The organism is Streptosporangium lutulentum (assembly GCF_030811455.1).
GTDB lineage: Bacteria > Actinomycetota > Actinomycetes > Streptosporangiales > Streptosporangiaceae > Streptosporangium > Streptosporangium lutulentum.
Window position 1 is genome coordinate 4,322,595 of record NZ_JAUSQU010000001.1, and the last position, 12,235, is coordinate 4,334,829.

The window sequence follows — 12,235 nt, forward strand, 5'->3', positions numbered from 1 at the left end:
CTAAAGTCCCCTGGTGGGACCACGACCGTGCCGGAGGCTCCCGGAGCCGGCGCTGGACGCCGCCTCCGCTTCCGCCATGTACGGATTGGTGGCACGCTCGTGGCCGATCGTGGTCTGTGGTCCGTGGCCGGGCAGGACCACCGTGTCCTCCGGCAGCGGCAGGCATTTGACCGCCAGGCTGCGCAGGATGGTCGGGTAGTCGCCTCCCGGAAGATCCGTGCGGCCGATGGAGCCGGCGAACAGCAGGTCACCCGAGAACATCACGTCCGGAATCTCCTCGGTGCTGGGCAACCTGAACGTCACCGACCCCCTGGTATGGCCCGGAGTGTGGTCGACGGTCAGATCCATACCCGCCAGCCGCAGCACCTCACCGTCGACGAGTTCGCGCACGTCGTCGGGCTCGGTGAAGGTCAGGCCGCCGAACATCTGCTGCCTGGTCGCCGTCGACAGTCCCTTGCCCGGGTCGGAGAGCAGCTCACGGTCCTCGGGGTGGATCCACGCCGGGACCCCGCGCGCGCCGCAGACCGGGGCGACCGACCACATGTGATCGATGTGACCATGGGTGACCAGCACCGCGACCGGCTTGAGCCGATGCTCGCGCAGCACGTCGTCCAGGTCGCCGACGGCGTTCTGGCCAGGATCGACGATGACACACTCCTCGCCCGCGGCGGGAGCTACGACGTAGCAGTTGGTCTGAAACGACCCTGCTGGAAACCCGGCGATGAGCATCTGCCTCAGCTGATCTCGTCAAGAATGCGGATGGGAATGTAACCGAAGGGTACCGGTGCGGGTCGGCGGGCTGCGAACCATTACCCTCTGGCCGATACGATTCGCCCACCTCAATAAGTAACACTCCAGCACTCGGGAGGGCGAAGCGGTGAGCGGCAAGGAACGCCAGAAGCAGTTGGCGCGCGAGCACTACGAGCGGCAGATGCAACGACGGGTCGAGCGCGAGACCAAGGCCAAGCGCAACGCGATCATCGGCACCAGTGTGGCCGTAGTGGTGGTCGTGGGAGGCGTGATCGCCGCAACCACCCTGCTCGGAGGCTCCGACACCACGGCGACGGCCGCCCCGGAGGCGTCCGCGAGCCCGGAGGCGTCGAGCGCCGCCGCCGCCCAGCCGACGGCCTTCGACCCGGCCAGCGGCACCTGCGGCTACGTCCCCGACACCAGCGGCGCCCCGGCCAAGAACGTGGGCATGCCTCCGGCGAAGGTGGACACCTCCATCGACCAGATGACCCTCAAGACGAACCGGGGCGACATCGTCATCAAGGTTTCGGCCGAGAAGACGCCCTGTACGGTCAACTCCTTCGCCTTCCTGGCGGAGAAGAAGTTCTTCGACGGCTCCAAGTGTCACCGCCTGGGGTCCGACCAGTTCCCGATGCTGCAGTGCGGAGACCCCCTGGCCAAGGCCGACGGCAAGAGCCAGACTGACGGCCAAGGTGGCCCCGGCTACCGGTTCGTGAACGAGAACCTCGAGGGCGCCAAGTACACCCGCGGGGTGGTTGCCATGGCGAACAGCGGCGCCGACACCAACGGCAGCCAATTCTTCATCGTTTTCGGCGACACCCAACTGCCCCCGAATTACACGCCGTTCGGTACGGTGACCAAGGGACTGGAGATCATCGACAAGGTGAACAAGGCCGGCGTCATCACTCCGGGGCAAGACGGCACCGGAGCCCCGAAGGAAACCGTTCAAATCGAAGACGTGACAATGTCCGGCAAGAGCTGACGTAATACAAGCAAGGGACGGCTAAGTCCCGAAAGGCTGATGAAAGTGCGGGAGGACACGGTGAGCACCGACCCGTGGGGCCGGGTAGACGACGACGGCACCGTCTACGTACGTACGGCTGAGGGAGAACGGGCCGTCGGGTCCTGGCAGGCCGGCGAACCGGAAGAGGCACTCGCCTACTTCCATCGCAAGTTCGACGAGTTGGCCGGGCAGGTCACCCTGCTGGAGCAGCGGGTCCGCGGCACGGATCTGCCGCCCGCCCAGGCCGAGGCGACCATCGTCAAGCTCCGCGAGGCGATCACCGACGCGCATGCGGTCGGCGATCTCGACGCGCTGCTGAACCGGCTGAACGTCGTCACGGAGCTGGTCGCCCAGCGCCGTGAGGAGGTCAAGGCGGCACGCGACGTGGCCCGCGCGGAGGCCAAGGACATCAAGGAGCGGATCGTCGCCGAGGCGGAGCGCATCGCCGACGACACCACCCACTGGAAGACCGGCGGCGAGCGGCTGCGCCAGCTCATCGAGGAGTGGAAGGCCGCCGAGCGCATCGACCGGGTGACCGAGGCCGCGCTCTGGAAGCGCCTGTCCGCCGCCCGCACGGCCTTCGCCAAGCGGCGCAAGGCCTACTTCGCGGGTCTGGACGAGCAGCGGGAGAGCGTGCGCTCCACCAAGGAGCGCATCGTCGCCGAGGCCGAGGCGCTGTCGTCCTCCACCGACTGGGGCACCACCGCCTCCACCTACCGCGAGCTGATGCAGCAGTGGAAGATGGCGGGCCGGGCCTCCCGTGAGGTCGAGGACGAGCTCTGGAACCGATTCAAGGGCGCCCAGGACCAGTTCTTCCAGGCGCGCTCGGCGGTCTTCGCCGAGCGTGACGCCTCGCTCGCGGCCAACGCCGAGATCAAGGAGCAGCTCCTGGTCGAGGCCGAGAAGATCCTTCCGGTCTCCGACGCCCGCGCCGCCCGGACCGCCCTGCGTACCATCCTGGAACGCTGGGAGGCCGCGGGCTCGGTCCCGCGGGAGCAGCGCGACCGTCTTGAGGGCGGGCTGCGCAAGATCGACGAAGCGATCCGCAAGGCCGAGGAGACGGAGTGGAAGCGTTCCAACCCCGAGGCCCGCGCCCGCGCCCAGAACACGGTCGACCAGCTCCGTAAGACGATCGCGCAACTGGAGACCCGCCTGGCCAAGGCCCAGACGGCCGGCAAGGACAAGGACGTGAAGGACGCCGAGGAGGCCCTGGCCGCCCGTCGTTCCTGGCTGGAGGAGGCCGAGCGCACGCTCGCCGAGTTCTCCTGACACGCTGAGGAGGGCCCCCAGAACGCGCTCTGAGACGAGAGCACGCTCTGGGGGCCCTCGTATGTCGGGAAGGCCTTCTCGCCTACGACGCCGCGCCCACAGGACCTCGGAGGGCACCCTGTGCCGCGTACGGCGCCGCCCGTCCTCGTCTTCCAAGGACGGGCGCGGCGAGCCGGGGGCGGCCGGTCAGGAACCGGCGCCGCTGACCCGATAGACGTCGTACACGCCCTGGATGTTGCGCACGGCCTTCAGCACGTGACCCAGGTGCTTGGGATCGCCCATCTCGAAGGTGAACTTGCTGATCGCCACACGGTCCCTGGAGGTCGTCACCGACGCCGACAGGATGTTGACGTGCTGGTCCGACAGGGTCCTGGTCACGTCTGACAGCAGGCGGGGCCGGTCGAGCGCCTCGACCTGGAGGGCGACCAGGAACACCGAGTCGTCCGCGGCCGACCAGGCGACCTCGACCAGACGGTCGGGCTCGGAGTTGAGCTGATCCATGTTGGGGCAGTTCGTACGGTGCACCGACACGCCGTGCCCTCGGGTGACGAACCCGACGATGTCATCGCCGGGCACGGGGGTGCAGCAGCGCGAGAGCCGTACCCACACGTCGGAGTCGCCCGCCACCACCACGCCCGCGCCGCCGCTGCCGCGAGGACGGCCCCGCAGCTTGGTCGGCACCGAGGCCTCGGCGATGTCCTCCTCCGCGCCGTCCACCCCTCCGAGGGAGTGCACCAGCTTCTGCACCACGTGCTGTGCGGCGATGTGGCCCTCTCCGACGGCCGCGTAGAGCGCGGAGACGTCGGGGTAGCGCAGGTCTCTGGCGAGGGCCAGGAGGGACTCTCCGGACATCAGGCGCTGCAGCGGCAGACCCTGCTTGCGCATGGCCCGGCCGATCGCCTCCTTGCCCGCCTCGATCGCGGTCTCGCGGCGCTCCTTGGAGAACCACTGCCGGATCTTGTTACGGGCACGGCCGGACTTGACGAACTTGAGCCAGTCGCGCGACGGTCCGGCGTCCGGCGACTTGGAGGTGAAGATCTCCACGGTGTCGCCGTTGCTGAGCCGCGACTCCAGCGGCACCAGACGGCCGTTGACCCGCGCCCCGATGCAGCGGTGGCCGACCTCGGTGTGCACGGCGTAGGCGAAGTCGACGGACGTCGCCCCGTCGGGCAGGGCGATGACCTGGCCCCGCGGTGTGAAGACGTACACCTCCGAGACCGACAGGTCGAACCTGAGCGACTCCAGGAACTCGCCCGGGTCCGCGGTCTCCTTCTGCCAGTCCAGGAGCTGACGGAGCCAGGCCATGTCGCTGGCCGGCTTCAGCTTCGCCCCGGGAGGACCGGAGGTGGTCGTGTCCTCCTTGTACTTCCAGTGCGCCGCCACGCCGTACTCGGCCCTGTGGTGCATGCCGTGGGTGCGGATCTGCAGCTCCACCGGCTTGCCCTCGGGGCCGATGACCGTCGTGTGCAGCGACTGGTACATGTTGAACTTGGGCATCGCGATGTAGTCCTTGAACCGGCCGGGCACCGGGTTCCATCGCGCGTGAATCGTTCCGAGGGCGGCGTAACAGTCGCGGACCGTGTCGACCAGCACCCGGATGCCGACCAGGTCGTAGATGTCGTCGAAGGCGACGTCCCTGGCGATCATCTTCTGGTAGACCGAGTAGTAGTGCTTGGGCCGGCCCTTGACCGCGGCGCGGATCTTGGCGTCGCGCAGGTCGCCGGAGACCTTCTCTATGACCTCCTGCAGGAACAGGTCCCTGCGGGGAGCCCGCTCCGACACCATCCGGGCGATCTCGTCGTAGCGCTTGGGATAGAGCATGGCGAACGCGAGGTCCTCCAGCTCCCACTTGATGGTGTTCATGCCCAGCCGGTGGGCGAGCGGCGCGAAGATCTCCAGCGTCTCGCGGGACTTCTGGTGCCGCTTGTGCTCCGGCAGGTAGCGCATCGTCCGCATGTTGTGCAGCCGGTCGGCGAGCTTGATCACCAGCACGCGGATGTCGCGGGACATGGCCACGACCATCTTGCGCACGGTCTCGGCCTCGGCCGCGTCACCGAACTTGACCTTGTCGAGCTTGGTGACGCCGTCGACCAGCAGCGCGATGTTGTCGCCGAAGTCCGAGCGCAGTTCGTCCAGCCCGTAGGCGGTGTCCTCGACGGTGTCGTGCAGCAGCGCGGCGCACAGCGTCTCGTCGTCGGTGCCCAGCTCGGCCAGGATCGTCGCCACCGCCAGCGGGTGGGTGATGTACGGATCGCCGCTTTTGCGCTTCTGGTCGCGGTGATGGTAGGCGGCCACATCGTAGGACCGCTCGATCAGTCGCAGGTCGGCCTTCGGATGGGTCGCACGGACCGTCCGGAACAACGGCTCCAGCACGGGATTCATGGCGCCACCCCATTGCCCCCCAAAACGCGCGAGCCTGCGTCGTACCGCCGGCTTCTCCTCGGCGGATCCAGACATGGCGGAACCGGCACCGTCTGCCGGAACGGCCGTCTCGGGACCGCCGCCGTCAGCGGTCACGTCGGGGACGACCACATCACGGGGCACTCAGACTCCTTAACATTCGAGTCCAGATCCCTCAGTGTATCCAGACCGGCTTGTGTGCGTCCGTCCGCGGGGGTCGATCAGACGATGACGAGGGAATGCAGCGTGACATCGTCCAGGCGCTCGCGGCCCTTGAGGAAGGCGAGTTCCATGAGCACGGCGACGGCGACGACCTCGGCGCCCGCCCTGCGGACCAGCTCCACCGTCGCGCACGCCGTACCTCCGGTGGCGAGCACGTCATCGACGATCAGAACCCGTTCCCCGGGGAGGAAGGCGTCTCGGTGAACCTCGATGGTGGCGGAGCCGTACTCCAGATCGTAGGACGCCTCAAGCGTCTCAGAGGGCAGTTTGCCTTTCTTACGCACCGGAACGAACCCCACGCCCGCCTTGCAGGCGACGGGGGCGGCCAGGATGAACCCTCGGGCCTCGATGCCGACGATCTTGTCCACCCGGTGCAGACCGGCGAGTTCGTCGATCACCGCGGCGAACGCCCCGGGATCGGCGAGCAGCGGGGTGATGTCCTTGAACAGCACTCCCGGCTGGGGGTAGTCGGGTACGTCCCGGATCTTGTCCAGGATCAGCTTGCTCAGGTCACTCACGTCGTTCCCCTTACGGAAAACGCCTCCGCCCCCCGGAAGGGGCGGAGGCGTGATTTCTTCGAACTACTTCTTTTTGGGCTTTTCCCCACGGGGAACGGCTCCGGCGGCGCCGTTGGAGTTCGCGGTGCCGTTCGAGGCCCCGGCCGCCACCGGCTGGCGGACGGCCTTCTTGCCCGCGGACGCGGTACCGCCGCCGGTCGCGGCGAGCCGGTGGGCGATCCTCTGGTAGCGCGGCTCGCGCTCCTTGAGGGTGACCAGCAGAGGCGTCGCGACGCACAGGGAGGAGTAGGTGCCGACGATCATACCGACGAACAAGGCCAGCGACAGGTCCTTCAGCGTGCCCGCGCCGAACAGCGTGGTCCCGATGAACAGGATCGCCGCGACCGGCAGGATCGCCACCAGGGTGGTGTTCAGCGACCGGATCAGCGTGTGGTTCAGCGCGTTGTTGGCGGCCTCGGTGTAGGTCATCTTGGAGGTCGTGCCGAGCTTGGCGGTGACCTCCTTGATCATGTCGAACACCACGACGGCGTCGTACAGCGAGTATCCGAGAATCGTCAGGAAGCCCAGCAGGGTCGCGGGCGTGACCTCGAAGCCGGACCACGCGTAGACGCCGGCGGTGATCACCAGGTCGTGCAGCAGCGCCACGACGGCGGCCAGCGCCATCTTCCACTCGAAGGCGAGCGTCAGGTACAGGATGATCGCCAGCATGAAGACGATCAGGCCGATGATGGCCTGGTTCGCGACCTGACCACCCCATGAGCCGCCGATCACCTGAAGGTTGACCTGGTCCTGCGGCAGGCCGTACGTCTGGGCGACCGTCTTCTGGACCGCGGTCACCGTGTCGGGCGGAAGGCTCTCGGTGGTGACCCGCCAGCCGTTCTGCGTCGTCTGGACGATGACCTGGTGCGCGTCGGCGTCGAGGAACGTCCCGCGAACGTCCTCGATGCTGGCGCTCGGGGCCTTGAAGGAGAACACCGACCCGCCCTTGAACTCCACACCCAGGTTCAGGCCGTTGAAGACCAGACCCGCGATGGAGATCACCAGCAGAACGGCGGAGAGGCTGTACCAGAGCTTCTTGCGCCCGACGAAGTCGACGTTGACCTCGCCGCGGTACAGACGGCGCGCGATGCCGGACATCAGGCCTCCTGCGGAACGGTCTTGGGATTGACGACGCTCTCGCTCATGCGCTCGGAGTCAAGACCGGAGAGCTTGTGGCCCTTGGCGAAGAACTTCCGCTTGGCCAGCAGGGCGACGAACGGCTTGGTGAACATGAACACCACCACGAGGTCGATGAGCGTGGTCAGGCCCATCGCGAAGGCGAACCCGGCCACACCTCCGACGGCCAGGAAGAACAGCACCACGGCGGCGATGAACATGACGGCGTCGGCGATCAGGATCGTCCGGCGGGCACGGGTCCAGGCGACCTCGACGGCCGTGCGCAGCGAGCGGCGGCCTTCCTTCATCTCGTCACGGATGCGCTCGAAGTAGACGATGAACGAGTCCGCCGTGATACCGATCGAGACGATCAGACCGATGATGTGCGGGAGCGACAGGCGGAAGCCCGCGAACGCCCCGAGCAGCACCACGGTCTGGTAGGTCAGGATCGTCGCCACCACGAGGCTGAGCACCGAGACGATGCCCAGACCCCGGTAGTAGAGCATCGAGTAGATGAGCACCAGGAAAAGGCCGATCGCGCCCGCGATCAGACCGCCGCGGAGCTGGTCGGCGCCCAGGGTGGAGGAGACCTCCTCGTTGGACCCGATCTCGAACTTCAGCGGCAGCGCGCCGAACTTGAGCTGGTTGGCCAGCTCGTTGGCCGTCGCGTCGGTGAAGCTGCCGGAGATCTGCGCCCGGCCGCCGGTGATGGGCTCCTGGATGGTCGGCGCGGAGATGACCACGCCGTCCAGGACCATGGCGACCTGGTTGCGCGGGGGCTGCGAGTTGAAGGCGGTGGTGGTGACCGTCGACCACTGCTGCGGCCCCTGGCCCTTGAAGGAGAGCTGGACGAGCCACTCGCCGGTGCTCTGGTCGACGCCGGCGGTCGCGGTGTCGATCGCGGAGCCGGTCACGGCCGCCTTGTCGAGAACGTACTTGGCGCTGCCGTCGTCGCTGCAGGCGACGTACTGCTTCTCCGGTGCGTCCTGAGCGCCCTCACCCTTGTTCTTGGAGCAGTCGAGCGCCTCGAACTGCTTGAGCACCGCCGGGTCGATCCCGGTGGTGTCGACGTTCGCCATGGGGTCTTCGGGAGCCGCGGGCGGCGCCGAGGGATCGGCGCCGCCGGACGGGTTCGCGGTCGGAGCGGTGCTCCCACCCGGCTGGGCGCTCGGGTCCGCGGCCTTGGCGGGCTGGTTGTCCGCCGTGTTCCCCGCGGGCTTGTTGTCCGCGTTCCCCGCGGGCTTGTTGTCCGCGTTCCCGTTGTTCCCGGCGTTCCCGTTGTTCCCGGCGGGCGTGGCGCCCGGGCTCGGGTTGGTCAGCGCCGAGGACAGGGCACGGCCGGCGGGCGAGCCGCTCGGGCCCGGCTCGGCGGTCGCGGCGGAGTCGGGAGCGGCGGAACCCGTGGGCTTGGGAGCCTGGGAACTCTTCTGACCGGTACCCGAAGGAGAAGGAGCGGACGTCGGCGCCTGGGTGGGCAGCTCACCGGGGGGTTGAGGCGACCCGGGAGCGATCGCCATCACCTGACGGAAACGCAGCTCCGCAGTGGTGCCGACCAGCTTGACGACTTCCTCTTGGCCAACTCCGGGGACGGAGATGACGATGTTGTCACCGGATTTGGCGACCTCGGCGTCGGAGATGCCACTGCCGTTCACCCGATCACGGATGATGTTCACGGCCAGGTCGAGGCTCTCCTCTGTGGGAGCGCTGCCGTTCGGCGTGATTGGCTGCAGCGTCACTGTCGTGCCGCCGGCGAGGTCGAGGCCATATTGCGGGGCGTATGCCTTGTTCAGCAGCATAACCCCGCCCATGGCGAGAATGATCGCCAGAAGCACCAGGAGCATACGCCCCGGTCTGCTCTGGCCACTGGTCGGTCGGGCCACTGGTCGTCAGTTCTTTCGGCTATAGGGGGTTGGTGGTGAGCCTGCTCATGCCTTCTTGGTCGTCGAGTCGTTGTCGCCGTACTGTTCCACGGTCCCAGTCACATTGTCGTCGACGGCCTTGACGTCTTCGTCCTCCACATCGTCAACCGGAGTCAGGACGCGGCCGATCGCCGCCTTGACCCAGCGGGTCTCGACACCGGGGGCGATCTCCAGGATCACGTCGTCGGCGTCGATCGCCACCACGGTCGCGAGCAGACCGGTCGTGGTCATGACTTTGGTGCCCGTGGTGAGGCTGTTCTGCATCTGAACCTGCTCCTGCTGCCGCTTACGCTGCGGCCGGATGAGCAGGAAGTAGAACACCACGACCATCAGAGCGATCATGATAAGGCTGGAATAGCTGCCCACAGGGCCGCTCCTTCTCTTGAAAATGACCGGCCGGGCGCCGGACGTCACATACGGCCACGCCGCTCAGCACGTCAGCCTACACAGCCAGCCAAGCCTCGGAGTTTAGGCGAGCTGTTAGAAGCGCGGCAACGAAGTCACGATTCGGCGCGCAGGGAAGTTCCCATTTCGATACCGTCGTCACCGAGTTGTGATCAACCCTGTACTGCTCCCCTAACAAACCTCAACGTCAGATCTGTCCCGGATCATCCCCGAGATCGAGAAGCAACGAGGCTCCGAACGCGTCCGGCGGCGGCGTCAGGCCCATGTGCACCCAGGCCGCCGCGGTCGCGACCCGGCCCCGCGGAGTGCGGGCCAGCAGTCCCTGCCGCACCAGGAACGGCTCGGCGACCACCTCCACCGTCTCCGGCTCCTCCCCCACCGCGACCGCCAGCGTGGACAGCCCCACCGGCCCGCCGCCGAACTTGCGCAACAGCGCTTCGAGCACCGCCCGGTCGAGCCGGTCGAGCCCCTCGGCGTCGACCTCGTAGAGATTCAGCGCCGCGGAGGCGATGTCCTTGGTGACCGCCCCGTCCGCGCGCACCTCGGCGAAGTCACGGACCCTGCGCAGCAGCCGGTTGGCGATGCGGGGCGTGCCCCGCGACCTTCCGGCGATCTCACCCGCCGCGTCGCCGGGAAGCCTGACCCCGAGCAGCCGCGAGGAGCGGTGCAGCACCTGTTCCAGCTCGGCGACCGAGTAGAAGTCCATGTGCGCGACGAAGCCGAACCGGTCACGCAGGGGCGCGGGCAGCATTCCGGCCCTGGTGGTGGCCCCGACCAGGGTGAACGGCGCGATCTCCAGCGGAATCGCGGTCGCCCCCGGCCCCTTGCCCACCACGATGTCGACGCGGAAGTCCTCCATCGCGAGATAGAGCATCTCCTCGGCGGGCCTGGACATCCGGTGGATCTCGTCGATGAAAAGGACCTCGCCCTCCGAGAGCGTCGACAGGATCGCCGCGAGGTCACCCGCCCGTTCCAGCGCGGGGCCCGAGGTGATCCGGAGCGGCACGGAGAGCTCGGTCGCGATGATCATGGAAAGGGTCGTCTTGCCCAGCCCGGGCCCGCCGCTCATCAGCACGTGGTCCGGCGGCCGGTTGCGCCGCAGCGCGCTCTGCAGCACCAGCGACAACTGCTCGCGCACCCGCGCCTGGCCGATGAACTCCTCCAGCCGCTTGGGCCGCAGGGCCGCCTCGATGAACTGCTCGTCGCCCTCGACCTCCGGCGACACTAGATCCCGCTCCGAACTCACGCCGATCCACCTTCACTCACACGGGCGCCCCGCGCCCTGCCGCGCCTTCGGAGATCATCGGGCAGCCGCCCGGAAGAGCCCCTCACCGGACGCTCAACGCGCGGAGCGCGGCCTTGAGCAGCGTGGCCACCTGCGGGGTCCGGCCCTCCATCAGCTCGGCGTCGGCCTGGGGGGTGACGGCGGCGATCGCCTCGTCCGCGTCTCTGGGGGAGTAACCGAGACCGACCAGGCCCGAGTGCACCTGATCCCGCCAGACGGGCACGGTCACGTGGCCGTTGAGCGCGGCGTTGACGGTCTCCTCGGGCGTACCGAGCTTGCCCTTGAGGTCGACGATGATCCGCTGGGCGCCCTTGGGGCCCACCCCCGGAACCCTGGTCAGCGCCTTCACGTCCGCGCTCGCCACGGCCACCCGGAGTGCGTTGGGTGTGTACACGGCCAGCATCGCCAGCGCCACCTTGGGGCCGACCCCGTTGGCCGTCTGCAGCATCTCGAAGATCCCGCGCTCGTCGTCGCTTCCGAAGCCGAACAGCGTCAGCGACTCCTCACGGACCACGAGCGAGGTGGCCAGCCGGCTCTCCTCCCCCACCCTGAGCGTTGCCAGCGTGCCCGGCGTGCAGTGCACGAACATGCCCACCCCGCCGACCTCGACCACCGCCCCGTCGGGCGCGACGGCGGTCACCTGTCCCCGAACCGAGGCGATCACTTGGTGGTTCCTCTCGAATATCCGGCCCTGCCCTGCCCGCGGAAGTAGGCCGCGGGGGACGTCTGCGGACCGGCCTTGACCTTGGCGTTGGCCACCGCCTGGGCCAGCCTGCTCTGCGCCCCGCCCCGCCACACGTGACAGATCGCGAGCGCGAGCGCGTCGGCGGCGTCGGCGGGCTTGGGCATGGCGTCCAGCCGCAGCAGCCGGGTCACCATGGCCCCCACCTGCTGCTTGTCGGCCGTGCCGCTGCCGGTGATCGCGGCCTTGACCTCGGAAGGGGTGTGCAACGCGACCGGCAGACCCCTGCGGGACGCGCACAGGATCGCCACGGCGGACGCCTGCGCGGTGCCCATCACGGTCCTGAGATTGTGCTGGGCGAAAACCCGCTCCACGGCCACCGCGTCGGGCTTGACCTCGTCGAGCCACTGCTCGATGCCCGCCTCGATCGCCACCAGCCGGGCCCCGAGGTCGTCGTCGGCCGGAGTTCGCACGACTCCGACCTTGACCAGGCTCAGCGGCGCCCCGGGCCGCCCTTCGACGGCACCGAGCCCGCACCGGGTCAGCCCGGGATCGATTCCCATCACCCGCAGCTCGGGCAACCGCACCGACATGCCTCCGCTCGCCGAACACCTGTTCGGTGCCCGA

11 protein-coding genes are annotated in these 12,235 nt (G+C 68.3%); 2 read left to right on the top strand and 9 right to left on the bottom strand.

The genetic code is table 11. The annotated features are described in order from the left end of the window. Positions 1 to 729, bottom strand: coding sequence for an MBL fold metallo-hydrolase (locus J2853_RS19325; RefSeq protein ID WP_307559869.1), 729 nt, complete (start codon positions 727 to 729; stop codon positions 1 to 3). Between the two features lie 148 nt (positions 730 to 877). On the opposite strand from J2853_RS19325, the gene J2853_RS19330 reads away from it, so the two are divergent. Together J2853_RS19330 and J2853_RS19335 are read left to right on the top strand one after the other, a co-directional pair. Then, positions 878 to 1,732, top strand: coding sequence for a peptidylprolyl isomerase (locus tag J2853_RS19330; protein WP_307559871.1), 855 nt, complete (start codon positions 878 to 880; stop codon positions 1,730 to 1,732). Positions 1,733 to 1,792: 60 nt separating this feature from the next. Then, complete coding sequence (locus J2853_RS19335; RefSeq protein WP_307559873.1) at positions 1,793 to 3,022, top strand: DUF349 domain-containing protein; 1,230 nt, start codon at positions 1,793 to 1,795, stop codon at positions 3,020 to 3,022. 186 nt (positions 3,023 to 3,208) lie between these two features. On the opposite strand, the gene J2853_RS19340 is transcribed toward J2853_RS19335, so the two are convergent. The 8 genes from J2853_RS19340 to ruvC form a co-directional block, all read right to left on the bottom strand. After that, positions 3,209 to 5,404: a RelA/SpoT family protein gene (locus tag J2853_RS19340; protein ID WP_307559875.1), complete on the bottom strand. Its 2,196-nt coding sequence runs from the start codon at positions 5,402 to 5,404 to the stop codon at positions 3,209 to 3,211. A gap of 239 nt (positions 5,405 to 5,643) precedes the next feature. Further along, positions 5,644 to 6,162, bottom strand: coding sequence for an adenine phosphoribosyltransferase (locus J2853_RS19345; RefSeq protein ID WP_307559877.1), 519 nt, complete (start codon positions 6,160 to 6,162; stop codon positions 5,644 to 5,646). A 63-nt stretch (positions 6,163 to 6,225) separates the two neighbouring features. Next, positions 6,226 to 7,299, bottom strand: coding sequence for a protein translocase subunit SecF (secF, locus tag J2853_RS19350; protein WP_307559879.1), 1,074 nt, complete (start codon positions 7,297 to 7,299; stop codon positions 6,226 to 6,228). After that, positions 7,299 to 9,158 (bottom strand): protein translocase subunit SecD, encoded by a 1,860-nt coding sequence (gene secD / locus J2853_RS19355; RefSeq protein WP_307559881.1) that lies wholly within the window; start codon positions 9,156 to 9,158, stop codon positions 7,299 to 7,301. The genes secF and secD overlap by 1 nt, the downstream gene beginning before the upstream one ends. Before the next feature lie 84 nt (positions 9,159 to 9,242). Further along, entirely contained in the window at positions 9,243 to 9,602 is a 360-nt protein-coding gene (gene yajC / locus J2853_RS19360; protein ID WP_307559883.1) for a preprotein translocase subunit YajC, read from the bottom strand. Between the two features lie 226 nt (positions 9,603 to 9,828). Continuing rightward, the gene (ruvB, locus tag J2853_RS19365; protein WP_307559885.1) at positions 9,829 to 10,887 is read right to left on the bottom strand and encodes a Holliday junction branch migration DNA helicase RuvB; all 1,059 of its coding nucleotides are present in this window, start codon (positions 10,885 to 10,887) and stop codon (positions 9,829 to 9,831) included. An 82-nt stretch (positions 10,888 to 10,969) separates the two neighbouring features. Then, positions 10,970 to 11,590, bottom strand: coding sequence for a Holliday junction branch migration protein RuvA (ruvA, locus tag J2853_RS19370; protein ID WP_307559887.1), 621 nt, complete (start codon positions 11,588 to 11,590; stop codon positions 10,970 to 10,972). Continuing rightward, positions 11,587 to 12,180, bottom strand: a complete 594-nt coding sequence (gene ruvC, locus J2853_RS19375; RefSeq protein ID WP_307568738.1) for a crossover junction endodeoxyribonuclease RuvC — start codon at positions 12,178 to 12,180, stop codon at positions 11,587 to 11,589. The genes ruvA and ruvC overlap by 4 nt, the downstream gene beginning before the upstream one ends. Positions 12,181 to 12,235 lie beyond the last annotated feature (55 nt).